Source organism: Paracoccus shandongensis (genome assembly GCF_017315735.1).
Classification (GTDB): domain Bacteria; phylum Pseudomonadota; class Alphaproteobacteria; order Rhodobacterales; family Rhodobacteraceae; genus Paracoccus; species Paracoccus shandongensis.
Genome location: NZ_JAFLRK010000003.1, coordinates 119,424 through 139,624, shown reverse-complemented (window position 1 = coordinate 139,624; position 20,201 = coordinate 119,424). Strand labels below are relative to the sequence as shown.

The 20,201-nt window shown below is 67.5% G+C and carries 20 protein-coding genes; 7 read left to right on the top strand and 13 right to left on the bottom strand.

What is annotated here, in order from left to right; genetic code table 11:
• Window positions 1-21 precede the first annotated feature (21 nt).
• Window positions 22-1,044: a TRAP transporter substrate-binding protein gene (locus tag JX613_RS04315; RefSeq protein ID WP_207100231.1), complete on the bottom strand. Its 1,023-nt coding sequence runs from the start codon at window positions 1,042-1,044 to the stop codon at window positions 22-24.
• 206 nt (window positions 1,045-1,250) lie between these two features.
• On the opposite strand from JX613_RS04315, the gene JX613_RS04310 reads away from it, so the two are divergent.
• Window positions 1,251-2,648, top strand: coding sequence for an FAD-binding oxidoreductase (locus tag JX613_RS04310; protein WP_207100230.1), 1,398 nt, complete (start codon window positions 1,251-1,253; stop codon window positions 2,646-2,648).
• 9 nt (window positions 2,649-2,657) lie between these two features.
• Here the strand turns inward: JX613_RS04310 and JX613_RS04305 are convergent, their stop codons facing one another.
• The 4 genes from JX613_RS04305 to fmdA are packed head-to-tail and all read right to left on the bottom strand — an operon-like array spanning window position 2,658 to window position 5,738.
• Window positions 2,658-3,587: an IclR family transcriptional regulator gene (locus JX613_RS04305; RefSeq protein WP_237168361.1), complete on the bottom strand. Its 930-nt coding sequence runs from the start codon at window positions 3,585-3,587 to the stop codon at window positions 2,658-2,660.
• A gap of 44 nt (window positions 3,588-3,631) precedes the next feature.
• Window positions 3,632-3,928, bottom strand: a complete 297-nt coding sequence (locus JX613_RS04300; protein ID WP_207100229.1) for a zinc ribbon domain-containing protein — start codon at window positions 3,926-3,928, stop codon at window positions 3,632-3,634.
• A gap of 10 nt (window positions 3,929-3,938) precedes the next feature.
• Window positions 3,939-4,451 (bottom strand): AmiS/UreI family transporter, encoded by a 513-nt coding sequence (locus tag JX613_RS04295; RefSeq protein ID WP_207100228.1) that lies wholly within the window; start codon window positions 4,449-4,451, stop codon window positions 3,939-3,941.
• Window positions 4,452-4,511: 60 nt separating this feature from the next.
• Window positions 4,512-5,738, bottom strand: a complete 1,227-nt coding sequence (fmdA, locus tag JX613_RS04290) for a formamidase (RefSeq protein ID WP_207100227.1) — start codon at window positions 5,736-5,738, stop codon at window positions 4,512-4,514.
• A gap of 145 nt (window positions 5,739-5,883) precedes the next feature.
• On the opposite strand from fmdA, the gene JX613_RS04285 reads away from it, so the two are divergent.
• On the top strand, window positions 5,884-8,502 hold the full coding sequence (locus tag JX613_RS04285) for an ATP-binding protein (RefSeq protein ID WP_207100226.1): 2,619 nt from the start codon (window positions 5,884-5,886) through the stop codon (window positions 8,500-8,502).
• Window positions 8,502-9,617, top strand: a complete 1,116-nt coding sequence (locus JX613_RS04280; RefSeq protein ID WP_207100225.1) for a sensor histidine kinase — start codon at window positions 8,502-8,504, stop codon at window positions 9,615-9,617. The genes JX613_RS04285 and JX613_RS04280 overlap by 1 nt, the downstream gene beginning before the upstream one ends.
• On the opposite strand, the gene JX613_RS04275 is transcribed toward JX613_RS04280, so the two are convergent.
• The gene (locus tag JX613_RS04275) at window positions 9,593-10,342 is read right to left on the bottom strand and encodes a response regulator (RefSeq protein WP_207100224.1); all 750 of its coding nucleotides are present in this window, start codon (window positions 10,340-10,342) and stop codon (window positions 9,593-9,595) included. The genes JX613_RS04280 and JX613_RS04275 overlap by 25 nt on opposite strands.
• A 392-nt stretch (window positions 10,343-10,734) precedes the next feature.
• Between JX613_RS04275 and JX613_RS04270 the strand changes: the two genes are divergently transcribed.
• The 3 genes from JX613_RS04270 to JX613_RS19720 are packed head-to-tail and all read left to right on the top strand — an operon-like array spanning window position 10,735 to window position 11,881.
• Entirely contained in the window at window positions 10,735-11,112 is a 378-nt protein-coding gene (locus tag JX613_RS04270) for an enolase C-terminal domain-like protein (RefSeq protein WP_207100223.1), read from the top strand.
• Between the two features lie 11 nt (window positions 11,113-11,123).
• On the top strand, window positions 11,124-11,627 hold the full coding sequence (locus JX613_RS04265; RefSeq protein ID WP_237168348.1) for a zinc-dependent alcohol dehydrogenase: 504 nt from the start codon (window positions 11,124-11,126) through the stop codon (window positions 11,625-11,627).
• Window positions 11,624-11,881, top strand: coding sequence for a hypothetical protein (locus tag JX613_RS19720; RefSeq protein WP_237168347.1), 258 nt, complete (start codon window positions 11,624-11,626; stop codon window positions 11,879-11,881). The genes JX613_RS04265 and JX613_RS19720 overlap by 4 nt, the downstream gene beginning before the upstream one ends.
• Window positions 11,882-11,990: 109 nt before the next feature.
• Here JX613_RS19720 and JX613_RS04260 read toward each other — a convergent pair whose 3' ends face one another.
• Window positions 11,991-13,238 carry a Zn-dependent hydrolase gene (locus JX613_RS04260; protein ID WP_207100222.1) on the bottom strand — a complete coding sequence of 416 codons (1,248 nt, stop codon included), beginning with the start codon at window positions 13,236-13,238 and terminating at the stop codon, window positions 11,991-11,993.
• A complete protein-coding gene (locus tag JX613_RS04255; protein ID WP_207100221.1) occupies window positions 13,238-14,428 on the bottom strand; it encodes a hypothetical protein in 1,191 nt (396 codons plus the stop codon). Before JX613_RS04255 ends, JX613_RS04260 begins: the two co-directional genes overlap by 1 nt.
• 105 nt (window positions 14,429-14,533) lie before the next feature.
• Between JX613_RS04255 and JX613_RS04250 the strand changes: the two genes are divergently transcribed.
• Complete coding sequence (locus tag JX613_RS04250; protein WP_237168346.1) at window positions 14,534-15,040, top strand: MarR family winged helix-turn-helix transcriptional regulator; 507 nt, start codon at window positions 14,534-14,536, stop codon at window positions 15,038-15,040.
• A 14-nt stretch (window positions 15,041-15,054) separates the two neighbouring features.
• On the opposite strand, the gene JX613_RS04245 is transcribed toward JX613_RS04250, so the two are convergent.
• The 5 genes from JX613_RS04245 to JX613_RS04225 all read right to left on the bottom strand — a co-directional run bounded on the left by JX613_RS04245 (window position 15,055) and on the right by JX613_RS04225 (window position 20,185).
• Window positions 15,055-16,053 (bottom strand): ABC transporter ATP-binding protein, encoded by a 999-nt coding sequence (locus JX613_RS04245; protein ID WP_207100220.1) that lies wholly within the window; start codon window positions 16,051-16,053, stop codon window positions 15,055-15,057.
• Window positions 16,054-16,062: 9 nt separating this feature from the next.
• Complete coding sequence (locus JX613_RS04240; protein WP_207100219.1) at window positions 16,063-17,085, bottom strand: Gfo/Idh/MocA family protein; 1,023 nt, start codon at window positions 17,083-17,085, stop codon at window positions 16,063-16,065.
• On the bottom strand, window positions 17,082-17,921 hold the full coding sequence (locus JX613_RS04235) for a carbohydrate ABC transporter permease (protein ID WP_207100218.1): 840 nt from the start codon (window positions 17,919-17,921) through the stop codon (window positions 17,082-17,084). Before JX613_RS04235 ends, JX613_RS04240 begins: the two co-directional genes overlap by 4 nt.
• Before the next feature lie 10 nt (window positions 17,922-17,931).
• Window positions 17,932-18,849, bottom strand: a complete 918-nt coding sequence (locus tag JX613_RS04230) for a carbohydrate ABC transporter permease (RefSeq protein WP_207100217.1) — start codon at window positions 18,847-18,849, stop codon at window positions 17,932-17,934.
• A gap of 70 nt (window positions 18,850-18,919) precedes the next feature.
• On the bottom strand, window positions 18,920-20,185 hold the full coding sequence (locus JX613_RS04225; RefSeq protein ID WP_419538807.1) for an ABC transporter substrate-binding protein: 1,266 nt from the start codon (window positions 20,183-20,185) through the stop codon (window positions 18,920-18,922).
• Window positions 20,186-20,201 lie beyond the last annotated feature (16 nt).

Genomic DNA, 20,201 nt, shown 5'->3' with positions numbered 1-20,201 from the left:
GGAACCAGAGCCGTGGCGGCCTTATTTCCTGCCGGTCGCGGCCAGCAGGCGGTCGACCAGGTCGGCCCCCGCCTTTTCACGCACCAGATCGACGATGGGCGCGACGCGGGCGGCAAAGGCTTCCTTCTGCGCGGGTTCCAGATCGACAAAGGTCACGTCCGTCATCGCGGCCTCGGCCCGGACATCGGCCTCGGCGGCCAGGCCGCGCTGATAGGCGGTTGCGTCCCGGACGGCCTGGTCGAAGATCGCCCGGTCCCCGTCGGACAGGGCGGCCAGCTTCTCGGGGCTCGCCAGCAGCGGCCAGGGCGAATAGATGTGGTTCGTCTTGACGATGTATTTCTGAACCTCGTTGAACTTCATGTCGTAGAACAGGTTGATCGGCCCTTCCTGCGCGTCGAAGGTGCCCTGCTGCAAGGCGGTGAACAGTTCGTTGAAGGCCAGCGGCGCGGGGTTCGCGCCGATCGCGCGCCAGGCCGCGATATGGACCTCGTTTTCCATGGTGCGCATCTTGACGCCCGCCAGATCCTCGGGCGAATGGACCTCCTTGGCAGAGGTGGTCAGCTGGCGGAAGCCGTTTTCCCAATAGCCGAGGCCCACGATGCCCGAGCTTTCCAGGCCCGCCAGGATCTCCTGTCCGATCTCTCCGTCCAGCACGTCATGGGCCTGTTCGCGGCTGTCGAACAGGAAGGGGATGTCAAAGGCGAAAAAGGCGGGCGCGAAGGACGCCACCGGGGCCGAGGACACGAAGGTCAGGTCCACGTTGCCGAACTGGATGTTCTCGACCGCCTCGCGTTCGCCCCCAAGCTGGGCCGAGGGGAAGATCTCCAGCCCCACGCGCCCCTCGGTCTTCTCGCGCAGCTCCTTGTCCAGGAACTCCAGCGCCTTGTGCCCGGTCGAGGTGGTGGCCGAGGCATGGGCCGCGCGGAACAGCACCTCGGGTTCGGCAAGGGCGGGCGCGGCGGTCAGGGCGCAGAACAGCGCCGCCGACAGGACCGCCGGTGCCGCCGGGCGGCGCAGGAACGGCGTGGAATGGTGAAATGACATGGCGTCCTCCCTGTCCGGCGTGCGGTCCCTCTGCCGCGACGCCGAAGGCTGGTTGCGAGACATCGCAGATGCCCGGCTCCTCCGTGCCCGCACCGTCTCTCGGGGACCATGGGTGGCGGAACGCGTGCCCAATGTCAACTTGTGAAATTGATTTGCAATATATGAGAATAGATGCAAGGAAATGCCCCGATCGAAGGGGAATGGGAATGATGCCGCAAAGCGAAGATCGCGCCTTTGTCGAAGGACTTGCCGCCGTCCTGGGCCGGGGACGGCTGAAGACGGGCGCTGACATCCCCGAGGCCTGCCTGCACGACTGGAGCGCCGAGCGCGGCGGCACGCCCCTGGCCCTGGTGACGCCGGACAGCACGGAACAGGTGTCGGCGGTCCTGCGCCTCTGCCACGCGGCGGGGGTGCCGGTGGTGCCGCAGGGGGGACGGACCGGGCTTGCCGGGGGCGCCGTGCCTTCGGAGGGCGCGGTGCTTCTGTCGCTTGCCGCCATGAACCGGATCGAGGAGATCGACACCACCTCGGGCCTGATGGTGGTGCAGGCGGGCTGCGTCCTGCAAACCCTGCAGGAGGCGGCGGCGGCGGCGGGGCGCAGCTTCCAGCTTGATCTGGGCGCGCGCGGATCGGCGCAGATCGGCGGCAACATCGCCACCAATGTCGGGGGAAACCGCGTCATCCGGTACGGCATGGCGCGCGACCTGGTCCTGGGGCTGGAAGTGGTGCTGGCTGACGGCACCGTGCTGCCGATGATGAACCGGATGCCCAAGAACAACGCAGCCCTGGACCTGAAGCATCTGTTCATCGGATCCGAGGGCACGCTGGGGGTCATCACCCGGGCCGTGCTGCGGCTGCATCCCCGCGTGGCGGGCGCCAATGCCGCCCTGGTCGCCCTGTCGGGTTTCCCTGACGCGGCGGGCCTGCTGGCCCATGCGCAGGAGGTGCTGTCCGGACGGCTGACGGCCTTTGAACTGATGTGGGCCGATTATTACAACGCCGTGCTGGCGGTCACCGGACGCCGTCCGCCGCTAGCGGAAGGTCATCCAGTCTATGCGCTGGTCGAGATGCAGGGCGCTGATCCCGACGGGGACCGCGATGCGTTCCAGGCCATGCTGGAAGGCGCCTTCGAGGCCGGTCTTGTCCGTGATGCCGCAATCGCCATGTCGCAGCGCGAGGTGGATGACTTCTGGGCCCTGCGCGACGGGGTGGCCGAGATCCTGTCGCACCGGGCGACCACGATCAACTTCGATGTCTCGGTTCCCCTGGCCCGCATCGGCGATTGCGTGGACGACATCCGGGCCGCCCTGGAAGGCCGGTTCCCCGACCTGCAGGTCATCTTCTTCGGCCATGCGGGCGACAGCAACATCCACCTGGTCGCCGGCCCCATCGAGACGGTCGATCCGACGGGCCATGCCATCGAAGCCGCCGTTTATGACCTTGTCCGCAGCCATGGCGGTTCCGTTTCGGCGGAACACGGGATCGGTCTGCACAAGAAGCCCTGGCTGAGCTATTCCCGCACGCCCGCGGAACTGGACCTTCTTCGCCGCATGAAAACGATGCTGGACCCGCAGGGGATCCTGAACCCCGGCAAGGTGATCTGAAGGGTCAGGTCAGGGCCGGTCCGGGCTTCTGTGGCCCAGGCCTGCGGAAATCCGGCTTGCGGCGGATTTCACCTCGGCGATCAGGGACTGCATCCTCGGCCCGCTCATGTGCTCGGTCGTCGAGGAGACCGAGATCGCCGCCACGATCCGGCCCGTGGCATCGCGCACCGGGGCTGCCACGCAGCGGATCGAGGCCTCGTCCTCGCCCAGGTCGAAGGCGAAGCCGCCTTCCTGGTAGTGGCCCAGCCGTTCCAGCCAGACCTCCTGCGGCACCGGATGGTTCATCAGGTGACGGTCGCTTTGGTAAAGGGCGGCAAGCTCGGCCCTGCTCCGGTCCAGGATCAGGGCCTTTCCCACCCCGGTCGAGATCACCGGCTTGCGCCCGCCCACCCGCGACGAGATCTCGACCGCGCGGCTGCCGCTCAGCTTGTCCAGATAGCTGACCTCGCCGTTTTCCAGCCGCGCCAGGTGAACGGTGTCGCCCGTGCTGGCCGACAGCTCCTCCAGCCAGGGCCGGGCGTGGCGGACCAGATCCACCCGGGAATGGGCGGCAAAGCCCAGTTCGATCAGGCGCGGGCCCAGGGTGACGCCGCGCGTGTCGGTCAGCTTCAGGTAACGCCGCGCCACCAGGACGGACACCAGCCGGTGGACCGTGGAATAGGTCAGCTGCGTGGCGCCCGCGATTTCCGCGATGGTCGCGGGCCCGTCCGCGACCGCATCGATGATTTCCAGGCCGCGCACAAGCGTCTGGCTGCGCTGAGGCCCCTCCGCCGTGGCGCCCTTGCGACGGGTTTGCTGGTTCGGCGCATTGTCCTGCATGATGGCCCCGGTGAACGATCCCCCATCGTAGAAAGTCGGGGGGGAAGTTCCAAGAGACATCCCCCGGTTCTCGTGGCTTTCGGGGGCGGCGGGCCGGACGGCGCGGGCCGCCAGCCGCATCTTCAGCAAGGCGGCCTTTTAGGGATGCTGCGGATGACGATCCGCTAGCATTGTCCCAGCATCCAGCGCCGGGATGTGGGCGGCGCCTTTGTCCTGCACAGGGTGCAGCCGCAACTGGGAAGGTGGCCGCGCTTGACCACCCGGGGCTCTGCCGACGTGGCCTCGGCCCGGCGTTCGGCCCCGCGCAAGCCGCTGGACAGGGTGCTGACCTGCGGCAGGGCGGGCAGCACCCCGGCCACGGTTCCGCACCGGGGACAGGGGGCACCGTCACGGCTGGCCTGATAGCTCATCCAGCCGTTGAAGATGCCGTGTTCAGGACAGGCGAAGTCATAGATGGGCATGGCGCATTCCTTACATCACTCCGTCAAGCATCAGGAAACCGGGCAGCCAGCCGGTCAGGATGCCGGCCAGCAGCGTCACCCAGGCGGTGGCCCGCAGGATCGGCCGCCCCAGGGCCAGCAGCAGGAAATACATGAACCACAGCACGCCCCAGACCAGCCAGTTGCCGGCCAGCCACAGCTCTGCGGGCGATCCGGCGGCGGCGAGGGCGCGCAGGAAGACGGGCACCGTGGTCAGCGCCACGAACAGGCTGAACCAGCCCAGACCCCGGCCGTCCACCGCCACAAGCCGGTTGTGGGCGACCCAGAAATAGGTCGTGCTGAACATCAGCGTCAGCGCCGCCGCCCGCACCGACTGCGGGTCGGCCCCGGGACCGAAGGCGCCTTGGACCACCACGCCCCCCGCGACCAGCCCCGAGACCACGTTGATCACCACGATCTCGCGGTCCTCGATCCTGCCCATGAGCCACAGCCCGTTCAGAAACAGGACCGCGCCAACATAGAACAACAGAAAACCAAGCAGCATGGACTTGCCTCCCGTGGAACAGCGCGCGCCCCTGGATCGGGGGGCGCGCGCATCAAGCCGTCAGCTTGTCCGCGCGACCGACACCTCGGGCACCGAACGCTTGGGCCCGTCGCCGTTGGGCCGGATGTCGAAGTCGAAGATGGCCGTGGGAATGGCCAGGGTGGCGCAGACGTTGGGGATGTCCACGATGCCGGCGATGCGGCCCTCGACCGGGGCGGTGCCCAGGATCATGTAGGCCTGTTCGCCCGAATAGCCGAACTTCTTGAGGTATTCGATGGCGTTCAGGCAGGCCCGGCGATAGGCGACATGGGCATCGAGATAATATTGCTCGCCGGTATGCTCGTCGACCGAGATGCCCTCGAAGATCAGATAGTCGTCGAAATGCGGGTCGATGGGGGATGGCCGGAAGATCGGGTTGATGACCCCGTACTTGGCCATCCCGCCCTTGATGATCTCGACCTTGATCTCGATCCAGCCGGCCATCTCGATGGCGCCGCAGAAGGTGATCTCGCCATCACCCTGGCTGAAATGGATATCGCCCATCGAAAGGCCGCCGCCCTTCACATAGACGGGGAAATAGACCTTGGAGCCGCGCGACAGATTCTTGATGTCGCAGTTGCCGCCGTGTTCGCGCGGGGGCACGGTCCGCCAGGCTTCCTCGGCCGCGCGCTGTGCGGCGGTGCCGCTCATCTCGCCCATCAGGGCGGTCGCGGCATGGGGCGGGGCGGCCAGGGGCGGAACGCGGTCGGGATCGGTGGCGATCAGGGCGGCTTCGCGCCGGTTCGCCTCGGCCAGCAGCTTGTGATCGGGAAGACAGCCGATCAGGCCCGGATGGATCAGGCCCGGATAGCGCACCCCGGGAATATGGCGCGAGGTCGTATAGATCCCCTCGAAGTCCCAGATCGACTTGGTGGCCTGCGGGTAATGTTCGGTCAGGAAGCCGCCGCCGTTTTCCTTGGCGAAAAGGCCGTTGAAGCCCCACCGCGATTCTGGCAGCGCGCCGATGTCGAGGATGTCCACCACCAGCAGATCGCCCGGCTCGGCCCCCTCGAAGCCGAATGGCCCCGACAGGTAATGCACCCGCGTCAGATCGACATCGCGAATGTCGTTGGCACTGTCGTTGTTGCCGATCTGGCCGCCGGTCCAGTCATAGCATTCGACGCGCAGGACCTCGCCGGGCTTGAAGGTCTCGACCATCGGAATGTCGGGATGCCAGCGGTTGTGCGGCTTTTGCGTGGCCTCTTCCGGGGCCGTGTTCAGATCGACCTTGAATACGGTTCTCGACATCTTCTCCTCCCTGCTTGCGGGCCGGCGGGCGGCCGGTCACAGGAGGCAGGGTGGAACCGTCATGTAATCGCCATGCATGGCAAAACCCCGCGGATTGTAATTTCATGTAACTGGTGATCGCGAGGGGAACCCCAGGGGAGGCAGCATGAACAGGCAGGGCGATCCGGGGGATGGGGGCGGGCCGCCGCGGATCGCGCCGGGCTTTCCCGGAATGGAGCCCGCCCCGCGCAGCTATCAATCCTGGGTCGCGGACGAGACGATCGAGGATTACGCCCTGCGCTATGCGCCCGCCAGCCACCGCCGCTGGCGCCCCGCCACCATCACCCATACCGCGCTTGGCGGCATCTCGTTCCTGGCGCTCGAGGCCATCGGGGCCGCGCTGACCATTTCGTGGGGGGTGCATGTGACCGTGGTGGCGGTGGTGATCGCCTCGCTCTTCATCTTCGTGACGGGTCTGCCCATCGCCTATCACGTGGCCCGGTCCAATGTGGACATGGATCTGCTGACCCGCGGGGCCGGTTTCGGCTATATCGGATCGGCGATCACCTCGCTGATCTATGCGACATACACCATCATCTTCTTCGCGCTCGAAGGGGTGATCATCGGCCAGGCGTTGCTGGTCTGCTTCGGCCTGCCGCTGCCGCTGGGCTATCTGTTGTCGGCGCTGGCGATCCTGCCCGTCGCCTCGCGCGGGATGACGGCCATCTCGCGCTTTCAGGTGGTGACCCAGCTGCCCTGGATCGTGCTTGCCCTGCTGCCCTTCGCCGCCATCGTCTGGACCGAACCCGATGCGGCGGCACGCTGGCTGGCGGCGCCGGGCCCCGCCTTCAGCCTGCTGTCCCTGGGCGGCGCCATCGGGGTGCTGTGTGCCCTGACACTGCAGATCGGCGAGCAGGCGGATTACCTGCGCTTCCTGCCCCCGCGCGAGGCGACGTCGCGTGCGGGCTGGTGGGGCGCGCTGATCCTGGCCGGGCCGGGCTGGATCCTGATCGGCGGCACCAAGGTGCTGATGGGAAGCTTTCTGGCCTGGCTTGCCATGGGCGACGGCATGGCCCCCGACTTCGCCGCCGAGCCGATCGGCATGTTCTGGCACGCCTACGAATACCTGTTCGGCCCGCGCACGGCGCTGCTGGTGGCGACGGCCTATATCGTGCTTGCGCAGGTGAAGATCAACGTGACCAATGCCTATGCCGGATCGCTGGCGCAGTCGAACTTCTTCCTGCGGGTGGCGCGCTATCATCCGGGGCGGCTGATCTGGCTGCTGATCCATGTCGCGATCAGCTGCACGCTGATGCTGATGGGCGTCTTCGCCACGCTCGAGGCGGTGCTGGCGATCTATGCCAGCCTGGCGCTGGCCTGGCTGGGGGCGATCTTTGCCGATCTTGCGGTGCTCAAGCCGCTGCGGCTCAGCCCGGCGCGGATCGAGTTCCGGCGGGCCCATCTGCCCGATTTCAACCCGGTCGGCTGCGGCGGCATGGCGGTGGGCGCGTTGACGGGGCTGGCACTTCACGCCGGTCTTGCCGGGCCGATGGCGCAGGCCTGGTCGGCGCCGATCGCCTTTGCCCTGTCGCTTGCCGCGGCCACCTGCCTGGGGCTGATCCGCCGCGGGCAGGGCTTCATCGCGCGAGAACCGCATGTGTTCCGCAACCGCGACACCTGCGACTGCGCCATCTGCAGCCACGGCTATGCGACCGGCGACATGGCCTATTGCACCTTCTACGAACGGCCGATCTGCTCGCTCTGCTGCAGCCTCGAACCGCATTGCCGGGACTTCTGCAAGCGCGGCCGCGCGCCCGGATCGCTCGACCCCGCCGCGCCGGACCTTCGCCTGCGCCGGATGCCGCCGCGCCTTGGCCGGCTGGCCTTGCAGGTGGCGGTGGTCTTCGTGCTGCTGATGGCCGGCCTGGGAATGCTGTATCTGGTCGCGCGGCATCTGGCCGCGAACCTGCATGACCGGCAGGTGCTGACGCATGTGCTGCTGGGCTCGGTGCCGCTTCTGGCGCTGCTGGCCTTCTGGGCCGTGATGGCGAACGAACGGCGGCGCCTGACCGAAGAAGACCTGATCGACGCGCTGCGCCGCCTTGGCCTGACGCAGCGCGAACTGGCGATCCGGCAGCGGCTGGCCGCCATCGGCGAGGTTGCCGCCACGATCAGCCACGAGTTGCGCAATCCCCTCGGCACCATCGCCAGTTCGGTCGAGGTGATCTCGCGCGGCCCTGGCCTTGGGCCCGAGGCCGCCGACGATGTCCAGCGCATCCGGCGCAACATCACGCGCTGCAGCCGCATCATCGACATCCTTCTGGACTTTGCCCGGCAGGGCGCGCACGAAACCGTCTCGATCGACCTGCGCGACTGGCTGGACGGGCTTCTGGTCGATCATCCCGCCGCGTCCCGGATCGCCCTCGAGGTTCCGGCCGGAATGAGGCTGCGCTGCGATCCGGCGCGGCTGCAGTTCGCCATTCGCAACCTGATCGAGAACGGCCTGCACGCGGCGGAATCCGTTCCCGGCCGGGTGCCGCGCGTCACCCTGCGGGTCATGCGCGAGGGCGCGCGCACCATCCTCGAGGTCGAAGACAACGGCCCCGGCCTTGCCCCTGAAATCGAGGCGCGGGCCTTCGATCCCCTGGTCACGACCAAGGAAGCGGGGGTTGGACTGGGGCTGTCGCTGGTGCGCCGCGTGGCCGAACTGCACGGCGGCGACGCCTGGATCGCGCAAAGCGGCCCCCAGGGCACGGTGATGCGCCTCAGCCTTGCCGAGCCGTGATGGCGCGGCGGCTGCTGATCATCGACGACGACGCCGATTTCGCGGTGTCGATGTCGCGCGCCCTGGCGCTGGAGGGCGTGGGCTGCCGCATCGCGCCGGACGGGGCGACGGCATGGGCCATGCTCGAATCCGAGCCGGTCGACGTGGTGCTGATCGACATCCGCCTGCGCGCCGAGGACGGGACCGAGCTGGCGGCGCGGCTTTGCGCGCGCCATCCCGGCCTGGTCATGGTGATCATGACCGCCTATGCCTCGGTTGACAGCGCCATTGCCGCGCTGAAGGCGGGTGCCTACGACTATCTGCGCAAGCCCTTTTTCCTGGACGAGCTGATGCGGGCGCTTCAGCGCTGCTTCCAGCTGGTGGATTTGCGCGCGGCCATGGCGCGGGCGGAACGCGAGCTGGCATTGATGCGCCAGATCGAGGCCACCTCGCAACTGGCGGCGGGGCTGTCCCATGATTTCAGGAACATGCTGGCCGTCGTCCGTGCCAATCTGGCGGTGATCGCCGAACGGTTGCCGCCTGGGGACAGCCTGCAACCCTATGCCGGCGATGCGCTGGAGGCGGCGGTGACGGCGGGCGATCTGGTCACCCGGCTGATGGGCTTTGCCCGCCAGCCGTCCCGGCCGCCCGAGCTTCAGGACATGCGCCTGCCGGTCAGGACCGCCGCGGCCATGCTGGCGCGCACGCTTTGCGCCGGGATGCGGATCGACTGCGACCTGCCGGACGCGCCCCTGCTGGTCGCGGTCGATGCAGGGGGGATCGGCACCGCCGTGGTCAACCTGCTCATCAACGCGCGCGATGCGACCGAGGGTCGTGGCCGGGTGCGCCTGACGCTGCGCCACGTCTGGCGCGGCGGGGACTATGCCCGCCTGACGGTCGAGGATGACGGCCCCGGCTTCGATCCCGGCGGGCTGGAACGGGCGCTGGAGCCCCTGTTCACCACCAAGTCTGAGGGAACCGGATTGGGCCTGCCGATGATCCAGCAGCTGGCGCTGCTCAGCGGCGGAGAGTTCCGCATCGGCAATGCCGAAGGGGGCGGCGCGCGCGCCGTGCTGGACCTGCCCTGCCTGCCCCCGGGGACCGCGCCGGGTCAGGGCCCGGGCGAGAACATGTAGCCCATGCCGCGGATGGTGCGGATGCGGCCGTCAGGACCGCTGTCGCCCAGCTTGCGCCGGATCTTGCCGATCATCACGTCGACCGAGCGGTCATAGGGCGACCAGGACCGGCTGACGGTCAGATCCAGCAGCTGGTCGCGGGTCAGCACGCGGCCCGGCCGTTGCGCCAGCACGCTCAGCAGGCTGAACTCCTGTGTGGTCAGGGCCTGCACGCGGCCCTGCGCATCGCGCAGCACGCGGGCATCGAGATCCAGCATCCAGCCGTCGAACCCGATCCGCCGCGCGCCCCCCTGCGGCGGCCCGCCCGGCCCCGGCAGGCGGCGCAGCACGGCGCGGATGCGGGCCAGCAGCTCTCGCGGCTCGAACGGCTTGACCAGGAAATCGTCGGCACCGATTTCAAGGCCGACAATGCGGTCAAGCGGTTCCTGCCGCGCTGAAAGAAACATCAGGCCGATGGCGTGATCCCGCCGCAGTTCGCGCGCCAGCGCATATCCATCCTCGCGCCCCGGCAGGCCCACGTCCAGCACCGCCAGATCGAACCGCCTGCCCGCCACAAGCCGGCGCATCCCGGCGCCATCATGCGCCGCCTCGACCTGATAGCCCTGATCGGTGAAATAACGGCACAGGAATCTGCTCAGCCCGCGATCATCCTCGACAAACAGCAGGCGCTGCGGCGCTTCTGCCTCGGGGTTTGAGCCCGACGTGCCGTTCTGGTGCAGGGTCATGGCGGTCCCTCGGTCGCTGGATGCGGGGGGTGCGTGCGGGCCTGTCTGTTGCAGCAGAGTAGCCAAGCCCGATCAACCTTTCCAGCCTCCTGCGCAGGCCGGCCATCCAGCGGACGGCTTGGTAAGGGGGTCGCCACAAGGCCATGCGGGCGGAACCGGATAGGCCTTGGTCCGGATCGGGTGATCCATGTTGAGGCCGGCGATGATGTCTTGGTGCTGCCCTGCATGGAGAAGACCGGCAGATCATCGGATGGGACAGGGACAATATCGATGCCTTCCAGTTCATCAAGGTGGATATCTTGGCCTGGAGCATGCTTGCCTGGCCCGCCGGCTGATCCCTTTGGCTGAGAGCTTGGGCAATGACGGTCCGCATGGGTTGAGGTGGCCTGCCCATGAATCTGGACAAGGCAGGCATGGGCGAGAACCTGCACACGATCCACGAATTCCAATACGCCGTCGCCCGGTCGCGCTGCGCCTATCTGCAACCGGATGCGTCAAACTGCGGCGGCATCACCGGCTGGTTGCGGGCGGCCCGGCTGTGCGCCGGGCACGGCATCCCGGTCTGCTCGCACGGAATGCAGGAACTGCATGTCAGCCTGGTCGGCGCGCAGCCCAATGCCGGCTGGGTCGAGGTCCATTCCTTTCCCATCGACCGATACACCACCCGCTCGCCGGTGCTGGACGGGCTGCACTGCGTCGCGCCCGACACCCCCGGCACGGGCGTCACCTTCGACCGGGCGCGCCTTGCGCCCCATGCCATCCCCTGCTGAAAGGCCCCTTCATGACCCATCACGCTGCCTTCTATCGCGGAAACCACCGCTTCGTCGTCGAACCCGTCGCCCCGCAACAGCCCGGACCCGGAGAGGTCGCGGTGGACATCGCCTTTGTGGGCATCTGCGGGACCGACATGCATGTCTTCCATGGCAACATGGATGCCCGCGTCGGGTTGAACCGGATCATCGGGCACGAGACATCGGGCCGCGTCGCCGCCATCGGCGAGGGCGTCGAGGGGCTGTCCCCGGGCGACAAGGTGGTGGTCCGCCCGCTGCATCCCTGCGGCGACTGCCCGGCCTGCGCGGCGGGCAGCAGCCATATCTGCCACAGGATGAAGTTCCTGGGCCTCTATACCGACGGCGCCATGCAGAGCCGCTGGATCGTGCCGGCCTTCACGCTGCACCGCCTGCCCGCAGACATGCCGCTGGACGTGGCGGCCATGGTCGAGCCGCTGGACGTCGCCGTCCACGACGTGCGCCGCGTCCGGCTGGCGCGCAGGGCCGGATCGTGATGGTCGCCATCCACGCCCAAAGGCCGCAGGTGGACCTGTTCCGCTTCTTCTGGCGCGAGATCGAGATGCTGGGCGCGCGCGTCTATCAGCCGCAGGATTACGACCGCGCGATCCAGATGATCGCCGAGGGCCTGCCCATCGCCCGCCTTGTCACCGACCGCCATCCCCTGTCGGGCGTGCAGGCCGCGTCCGACGCGCTGAACGGCAACGCGACCGCCATGAAGTCACTGATCGAGATCGGGGGCGCGGCATGAGCCTGTTCGACCGAGCATCCCGAGGCGTGGTGGGACTATGTGTCGGGCACGATCCTGACGGTGGACGGCGGCTGGATGGGCCGCTGAAATCGCGGGGCCGGGGCGGCCTTCAGGCGGGGGGCCTGACGCCCGTCAGCTCGCAGGCCGCCAGGAACAGCACGTCGACCCCCTTTGCAAGCTGGCCGAAATCCGTCCATTCCTGCGGCGCGTGCGAGATGCCGTCGCGGCTTGGCACGAAGACCAGCCCGGTCGGCGCGAAATCCGCAAAGATCATCGCGTCATGGCCCGCGCCGCTGACCATGGTCCGGCCTTGCAGCCCCAGCCTTTCGGCATGGCGCGTCAGCGCCGCGTGCAGGGGGGCGGACAGGGGCGTGGGGGCGGCGAAAAGCTGCTGTTCGATCTCGACCCCGAGCCCGTTGCCGCCCACCTGCTCGATCACCGCGCGGGTTTGCGCGATCAGGTCGGTGACGACGCCTTCCTCGGGTGCGCGGATGTCCACCGTGAAGCTGACCCGGTCGGGGATCACGTTGGCGCCGCCCGGCAGAACCTCCATCCGGCCCACGGTCAAGACGGCGTCGCGCCCGATGCGGCGGGCCAGGTCGGGCAGTTGGGCAAGGGCCGTGACCGCGCCCACCAGCGCGTCGCGGCGGTTCGCCATGGGCGTGGTGCCCGCATGGCCCGCCTGGCCGCGGAAGGTGGCCTTCAACTGCGCCAGCCCGACGATGCGGTCCACGATGGCAACGTCCTGCCCGTGGGCTTCCAGCACCGGCCCCTGTTCGATATGCAGTTCCAGAAAGACATGGATCGCGCCCGGCGCCAGCCGCGCCTGATGCGCGCGGGCCGGATCCAGGCCATAGGCGGCCAGGGCCTCGGCCGCCGTCACGCCCGCCCCATCCGCGATGTCGTGCAGGCGGGCGGCGTCCATCCGGCCCGTCAGGATGCGGGACGCCATCAGGCCGCCGCCGAAACGCGCGCCTTCCTCCTCGATCATGGCGATCACCTCGACCGGGCGGCCGGGGGTCAGGCCGTGCTGGCGGAACAGGGCCGCGACCTCGATCCCGGCCACGACCCCGGCGGGGCCGTCGAAGCGGCCGCCATGGGGCACGGAATCGAAATGCGACCCGATCACCACCGGGGCCAGCGCCGGGTCGCGGCCTTCCAGCCGCCCCCACAGGTTGCCCACCGCGTCCTCGCGCACGGTCAGGCCCGCGTCCCGCATCCGGGCGGCCAGCCAGTCGCTGGCGGCGCGGAACTCGGGGCTGTAGGTCAGGCGCGTGGTGCCCTGCCCCGGCGTCGCGTTGAAACGGTCCAGCCCCTCGATCAGGGCCTCGATGCGGGCGGGATCGGCGTAACGCATCACAGCAGCCCCACGAAGATGCCAGCCAGCACGACCGACACCATGGTCACGGTCACGAAGCCCGCGACCAGCATCGGCGGCAGCATGTGGGCCGTCAGCACCTCGCGTTCGGCGGGATCGTCGGACAGGCTGTTCACGACCTCGTTCGTGATGATGTAGTCGGCAGGAAAGCCGTAAAGCGCGGTCAGCGCGCAGGCGAAGGCCATCGCGGGCGTGAAGCCCAGCAGCCGCCCCGCGATCCAGGACGCAAGATACATGCCAAGGACGCCGATGCCGATGATGACCACCAGCGGCCAGGCCAGTTCGCCCAGCATCTGGGGCGTGGCGCGCTTCAGCCCGTCGAAGATGAAGACCATCAGGATCAGGATGGTGAAGCCAAAGGCATTGGCCGCCCGCAGCGGCTGGCGTTCCAGGAACCCGGCCGATGTGGCGATGACGCCGAAGACCAGGCACAGCACGAAGGGGCTGATCTCGAACACGGGCTTTGCCAGTTCCGCCGTGCCCCAGGCCAGCAGGGCCACCAGGCCAAGGCGCAGGAACTTGAAGTAATAGCTGTTATAGGCCGGGGGCAGGGCCGAAAACAGGCGCGGGGGTGCCGCGTCCCCGGCATGGCTGCCGGTGTCCAGGGGCGCGCGCGACTGCCAGCGGCCCGCGCGGTGCAGCGCCAGCACGCGGCGGCCTTCGCGCTTCAGCATCACGGCGGTCAGCGGATAGCCCGCGAAGCCCTGCATCACATAGATCAGGATCGCCAGCACCGACAGGCTGGCCAGCCCCGCATCCGCCGCCGCCTGCGACATGATGAGCGAGGCGACAACGCCCCCCACCAGCGGCGGCGTGGCGACCACCACGGTCTGGTAATCCAACACTACCAGGCCAGCGGTCATCAGCGCGGCGATGATGCCGCCGATGCCCGCCAGCGACACCACCACCGTGCGCCACTGGCGCGACAGTTCCGCAAATGACAGCAGCGTGCCCATGTTGGTGATCAGCAGATACATCGCCAGGAACACGATGGGCGTCTGGAAGCCCGCCACCGCCACGATGTCCTGCGGAAAGAAGGACCAGTATCCCGCCATGAACAGGATGGCGCAGACAAAGACCGAGGGCAGCCAGGATTTCGTCCGGGTCGAGATGGCATCGCCGATGAACAGGATCAGCGCGATGATGGAGAAGGCGATTAACTGCGGCATGGGAATCCTAACGGCCAGGGAACGGGCAGCGCCCTTGGGCGGGACAATTGATCCAAATGGATGTATTCTGCAATGGAAGATCGGCAATCGCACCGGGGGAAGGGCATGGATGACAGGCAAGCCGCCGGCGAATGCCCGGACGCCGGGCAGATGCTGGACCGGATCATGGATTCCGATCTGCGCTATCTGATGGCGGTCAGCCATGTGGTGCTGGCCAACAACCAGATCACCGACCGCTTCATCGAACGCCGCCACGCCATGCCGGTGCAGGCCTGGTCGTCGCTTTACGCCATCGCCTGCTTTCCGGGGCTGCGGGCGCGCGACATCCAGGTTCTGTTCCCCCGCCCGCAGAACACCATCAGCCGCGCCGTGGCCCTGCTGGTCGGGCGCGGCCATGTGCGAGAGGAAGCCCTGCCCGGGGACGCCCGGGCCAAGCGGCTGTTTCCCACCCCGTCGGGGCTGGCCCTGCTGGAGGAGATCCTGCCCGCCGTCACCGCCCGGCAGGAGGAGATGTTCGCGCCCCTGTCGGGGGCCGAACGCGAAACCTTTCTGGCGCTGTGCCGCAAGCTGGCGGCAGGACCGATGCTGGGCCGGTCCCGGGTGATGGGCTGACGGGGGGCCGCCGGTCAGCGCAGGCGGCGGCCGTCCTTGTCGAAATGGAACAGCCGGGCCGGGTCGAAGCCAAGCCCCACCGCGCTGCCCACGGCGCGGTCATGTTCGCCGAACAGCCGCGCGGTCAGCAGGCCGTGGTCCTGCGTGTGGACATAGACCAGCGTCTCGCCGCCCAGCCTTTCGACATGGCTGACCGTGCCCCCGATCGCGGCGGGGCCGTCGGTCACCTGCAACTGTTCGGGCCGGACGCCCGCGCTGTGCGACGACAGGCCCATCGCGCCCGAGTTCAGGAAGTTCATCTGCGGCGATCCGATGAAGCCCGCCACGAAGGTGTTGTCGGGATCGTTGTAAAGCTGCATCGGCGCGCCGATCTGTTCCACCCGGCCCCCCCGCAGCACCACGATCTTGTCGGCCAGCGTCATCGCCTCGACCTGGTCATGGGTGACATAGACCATGGTCGCGCCCAGGTCGCGGTGCAGCTTGGCGATCTCGATCCGGGTCTGGACGCGCAGGGCGGCGTCCAGGTTCGACAAGGGCTCGTCGAACAAGAACAGCTTGGGGCGGCGCACGATGGCGCGGCCGATGGCCACGCGCTGGCGTTGCCCGCCCGACAGTTTGGCGGGGCGGCGGTCCAGCAGCGCGTCCAGCGACAAAAGGGCGGCGGCGCGGTCGGTGGCGGCGCGGATTTCGGCCTTGGGATGGCCCGCCTGCTTCAGCGCAAGGCCCATGTTGTCGCGCACCGTCAGGTGCGGATAAAGGGCGTATGACTGGAACACCATGGCGATTTCGCGTCGCGCGGGCGGCAGGTGGGTGATGTCGCGCCCGTCCAGCGTCACGCTGCCGCCGCTGACATCCTCCAGCCCCGCGATCATGCGCAGAAGCGTGGATTTCCCGCAGCCCGAGGGGCCGACGAAGACGCAGAATTCACCGTCCGCGACCTGCAGGTCCACGCCCTTGATGACATCGACGGGACCGAAATTCTTGGTCACGCCGGAAAGACTTAGCTGGCCCATTCCCCGTCCTTACAGTTTCACGATCCGGCCGGTCCGCACGCTTTCATCCGCCGCAAGGCAGATGGCAAGCGACCGGACGGCGTCCTGCATGTGGCGCGTCAGGTCCAGATCCCCGGCGATGGCGCGGGCCATGAAGGCCTGTTCGCGGTCGCAGAGTTCCTGGTGGCCCGGCTCGTCGGCCATGGACAGATCCTGGCGCCCCTGCCCCACCCGATGCACCCGCAGGGTCGCGGTTTTCGTATGGGTGTCGATGTCGTCCGACCGCGCGTCGTCCGGCATCCTGATGGAAACCGCGCCCCGGGGGCTGACCACGTCCTTCACGAAAAAGGCGGTGTCCGACATCATCGGCCCCCACCCCGCCTCGTACCAGCCCAGCGAACCGTCGCTGAACAGCACCTGGAAATGGCCGTAATTGTACATGTCGGGCGCGATGTCCTCGGCCAGGCGCAGGCCCATGCCGCGCACCTCGACCGGCTCGGCGTCGGTGATCTGCAGCATCACATCGACATAATGCACGCCGCAATCGACGATGGGCGGGGTGGTCTGCATCAGGGCCTTGTGAACCTCCCATGTGGGGCCCGAGCTTTGCTGGTTCAGGTTCAGGCGAAAGACATAGGGGCCGCCAAGCGCGCGGGCCTCGGCGATCAGGCGCTGCCAGCTTGGATGGTGGCGCAGGATGTAACCCACGGCCAGCTTGCGGCCCAAGTGGATGGCGGCATCGACCACCCGCTGCGCGTCGGCCACGGTGGTGGCAAGGGGCTTTTCGACAAAGACATGGGCGCCCGCCTCCATCGCGGCCACGGCGTAATCGGCATGGCTGTCGGAATAGGTGGCGACGCAGACCAGGTCGGGCCTGGTCTGGGCCAGTGCCGTCGCATAGTCGTCGAAGAAGGGGTAATCCTCCAGCCCCTCGGCCAGGGGGCGCGGGCTGCGGTTGACCAGGCCCACGATCTGGAAATCGGGATTCCTGTGATAGGCCAGCGCGTGGCTCTGGCCCATGGTGCCAAGCCCTGCGACCAGAACGCGGATCATTTCACGGCTCCTGCGGTGATGCCCCGGATCAGCTGCCGGGAAAAGATCAGGTAAAGGACCAGCACCGGCAGGATCGCCAGCGACAGCGCGGCCAAGACGGCGTTCCAGTTCGATACGAACTGGCCCAAGAAGACCTGGCTGCCCAGGGTGATGGTCTTGGCGGATTCCGAGGGCGCCAGGATCAGCGGGAACCACAGGTCGTTCCAGATCGGGATCATGGTGAAGACCGCGACCGTCGCCATGGCGGGCCGGACCAGCGGCAGGACCAGCCGGAAGAAGATGCGGTATTCCGACAGCCCGTCGATGCGCCCGGCGTTCTTCAGGTCGTCGGACACGCTGCGCATGAATTCCGACAGGATGAACACCGCCAAGGGCAGGCCCTGCGCCGTATAGACCAGCACCAGGGCGGTCAGCGTGTTCACCAGCCCCGTCGCCACCATCATCTGCAGGATCGCCACCGTGCCCAGCCGGATCGGGATCATGATGCCAAGCGCCAGATACAGCCCCATCAGCGTGTTGCCCCGGAAGCGGTATTCCGACAGCGCAAAGGCCGCCATGGCGCCGAACAGCAGCACCAGGAACAGGCTGAGGCAGGTCACGACCAGCGAGTTCTGGAAATAGGCCAGGAAATCGCCCTGCTGCGCCACCGTGCGGTAGCCGACAAGATCGAACGTGTCCGGCCCCGGCAGGGCCAGCGGCGCGGTGAAGATCGCCTTTTTCGACTTGAAGCTGTTCACCACCGTCACGAAGACCGGGAACAGCGCGATCAGCACCCACAGGATCAGCACCGCATGGGCGGCAAGGGTGCGGGCGGGGGACTGGCGGGTCTGGCTCATGGCGGTCCCCTCAGAACTGATAGCGGCGCAGCCGCGTCTGGATCCCGAACAGATAGATGCAGACGCCCACCAGGATGATGCCGAACATCGCGGTGGCGATGGTCGCGCCCATGTGCGGGTCGCCCAGCTGCAACTGGAAGCCGAAGAAGGTGCGATAGAGGAACGTCCCCAGGATATCGGTGGCGAAGTTCGGCCCCGCCAGCGCGCCCTGGCTGACATAGATCAGGTCAAAGGCGTTGAAGTTGCCCACGAAGGTCAGGATCGAGATGATGCCGATCGCGGGCAGGATCAGCGGCAGCTTGATGCGCCAGAACTGCGACCAGCCGGTGATGCCGTCCATCTCGGCCGCCTCGATGATGTCGTCGGGGATGGACAGCAGGGCTGCATAGATCAGCATCATCGGGATGCCCACGAACTGCCAGACCGAGATCAGGGCCAGCGTGGTCAGGGCGTATTCCTCTTTCCCCAGCCAGGGGGCGAACAGGCCTTTCAGCCCCACCATGTCCAGCATTCCCGGCGCGATGCCCCACAAGGGCGACAGGATCAGCTTCCAGATGAAGCCCACCACCACGAAGCTGAGGATCGTCGGAATGAAGATCGCCGTACGGTAGAAGGCCGAAAACCGCAGCCGGGGCGATGACAGCAGCGCGGCCAGCAGGATGCCGATGGGGTTCTGCACCAGCATGTGCACGGCAAAGAACCACAGGTTGTTGCCAAGCGCGTTCCAGAAGGCCGCCGACCAGCGGGGATCGCCGAAAAGCGTGCGGAAATTGTCTAGGCCCACGAAGGCGGTGCCGTCCGCCGTCCGGGTGAACAGCGACAGGTTCAGCGTGCTGAACAGCGGCAGGATCATGATCGCGCTGTAGACCAGCACCGCCGGTGCCAGAAACACCGCGATATGCCAGCGGATCGGCCGTTGCCTTGCCATGATCGCATCCCTTGGCCCGGTTGTCTGGGAAGGAACGGCCGGGACGGTCGGCCCCAGCCGTTCCCGCGGCTTACTTCGCCTTTTGCGGTTCATACCACGAGGCGAGGCCCTCCTGCAGGCGCCTGGCCGCGTCCTCGGGCGTCTCGGTGCCGCGGATCACGTTGGCCGAGGCGTTCCAGGTCTCGTTTTCCAGGTTCGGCGTGCCGCGCGACAGGATTTGGTAGGTGGAGCGGATCGTGGGCTGGCACTTCTCGCGCCAGGACACGAATTCCTTGGCCAGCGGGTCCTGCATCTCGACCGCGGTCGAGTTCAGCGAGAAGAAGCCCGGCAGCGCGTTGGCGTAAAGCGTGGCGAATTCGGCCGAGCCGACCCATTCCAGGAACTTCCTGGTTTCCTCGGGGTGGGCAGTCTTGGCGTTCATGCCAAGCGCGATGTCGGTATGATCCGAGATATAGCATTCATCGCCCGCCTTCGGCACCGGCGGCGGGAAGGCGCCCATCTTGAAGGACACCTGCGGGTTGAACACGCCGATTTCCCACGACCCGGTCGGATAGATCGCGGCCCGGCCCAGGGTGAACAGGTTCTGGCTGTCGGGATAGGTCTGCGCCTCGAACCCGTCGCCCAGGTAATCCTTCCACTTCGCAAGCTGGACAAAGGGCGCGACCCAGGGCTCGTCGGTCAGCTTCTGCGTGCCCGCGATCAGCGCCTTGCGCCCTTCCTCGCCCTTCCAATAGTTCGGGCCGATGTTCTGGTATCCCATGGTCGCGGCTTCCCACTGGTCCTGGGTGCCCATGGCCATCGGGACATAGGTGCCGTCCTGCTTGATCTTGTCCAGGACGGCGAAGAACTCCTCCTCGGTCGCGGGGGGCGTCAGCCCCAGTTCGGCGAAGGCGTCGGCGTTATACAGGAAGCCGTGGATCACCGAGGCCATCGGCACGCAGAAGGTGGCCGCGCCGTCATCCGTCTGCCAGGCCGATTTCGCCACGTCCGAGAAATTCGCCATGGAGGAAAGCGAGGTCAGGTCGGCAAGCTGGCCCTTGTTGAAAAGCTCCAGCGAGGCGTCGAAGGGGCGGCAGGTGATCAGGTCGCCCGCCGATCCCGCGTCCAGCTTGGAATTCAGGACGGCGTTGTAATCGGCCGGGGCCGTGGGCGCGAAGACCAGCTTGATGCCGGGATTGGCGGATTCAAAGGCGGGGATCAGGGTGTCCTGCCAGATGGTGATGTCGTCGTTGCGCCAGCTTTCGATGGTCAGCGTGACATCCTGGGCCCAGGCTGTCCCGCCCAGGATCGTGCCCGCCAGAAGGGCCAGTCCAAGGGTCGTCTTCTTCATCTTCATCTCCCTGCGAAGGGCG

Bases quoted from the DNA above. Each gene is read 5' to 3' on its own strand.
- JX613_RS04315 (WP_207100231.1), bottom strand. From the start codon at position 1,044: ATGTCATTTCACCATTCCACGCCGTTCCTGCGCCGCCCGGCGGCACCG.
- JX613_RS04310 (WP_207100230.1), top strand. From the start codon at position 1,251: ATGATGCCGCAAAGCGAAGATCGCGCCTTTGTCGAAGGACTTGCCGCC.
- JX613_RS04305 (WP_237168361.1), bottom strand. From the start codon at position 3,587: ATGCGGCTGGCGGCCCGCGCCGTCCGGCCCGCCGCCCCCGAAAGCCAC.
- JX613_RS04300 (WP_207100229.1), bottom strand. From the start codon at position 3,928: ATGCCCATCTATGACTTCGCCTGTCCTGAACACGGCATCTTCAACGGC.
- JX613_RS04295 (WP_207100228.1), bottom strand. From the start codon at position 4,451: ATGCTGCTTGGTTTTCTGTTGTTCTATGTTGGCGCGGTCCTGTTTCTG.
- fmdA (WP_207100227.1), bottom strand. From the start codon at position 5,738: ATGTCGAGAACCGTATTCAAGGTCGATCTGAACACGGCCCCGGAAGAG.
- JX613_RS04285 (WP_207100226.1), top strand. From the start codon at position 5,884: ATGAACAGGCAGGGCGATCCGGGGGATGGGGGCGGGCCGCCGCGGATC.
- JX613_RS04280 (WP_207100225.1), top strand. From the start codon at position 8,502: ATGGCGCGGCGGCTGCTGATCATCGACGACGACGCCGATTTCGCGGTG.
- JX613_RS04275 (WP_207100224.1), bottom strand. From the start codon at position 10,342: ATGACCCTGCACCAGAACGGCACGTCGGGCTCAAACCCCGAGGCAGAA.
- JX613_RS04270 (WP_207100223.1), top strand. From the start codon at position 10,735: ATGAATCTGGACAAGGCAGGCATGGGCGAGAACCTGCACACGATCCAC.
- JX613_RS04265 (WP_237168348.1), top strand. From the start codon at position 11,124: ATGACCCATCACGCTGCCTTCTATCGCGGAAACCACCGCTTCGTCGTC.
- JX613_RS04260 (WP_207100222.1), bottom strand. From the start codon at position 13,238: ATGCGTTACGCCGATCCCGCCCGCATCGAGGCCCTGATCGAGGGGCTG.
- JX613_RS04255 (WP_207100221.1), bottom strand. From the start codon at position 14,428: ATGCCGCAGTTAATCGCCTTCTCCATCATCGCGCTGATCCTGTTCATC.
- JX613_RS04250 (WP_237168346.1), top strand. From the start codon at position 14,534: ATGGATGACAGGCAAGCCGCCGGCGAATGCCCGGACGCCGGGCAGATG.
- JX613_RS04245 (WP_207100220.1), bottom strand. From the start codon at position 16,053: ATGGGCCAGCTAAGTCTTTCCGGCGTGACCAAGAATTTCGGTCCCGTC.
- JX613_RS04240 (WP_207100219.1), bottom strand. From the start codon at position 17,085: ATGATCCGCGTTCTGGTCGCAGGGCTTGGCACCATGGGCCAGAGCCAC.
- JX613_RS04235 (WP_207100218.1), bottom strand. From the start codon at position 17,921: ATGAGCCAGACCCGCCAGTCCCCCGCCCGCACCCTTGCCGCCCATGCG.
- JX613_RS04230 (WP_207100217.1), bottom strand. From the start codon at position 18,849: ATGGCAAGGCAACGGCCGATCCGCTGGCATATCGCGGTGTTTCTGGCA.
- JX613_RS04225 (WP_419538807.1), bottom strand. From the start codon at position 20,185: ATGAAGATGAAGAAGACGACCCTTGGACTGGCCCTTCTGGCGGGCACG.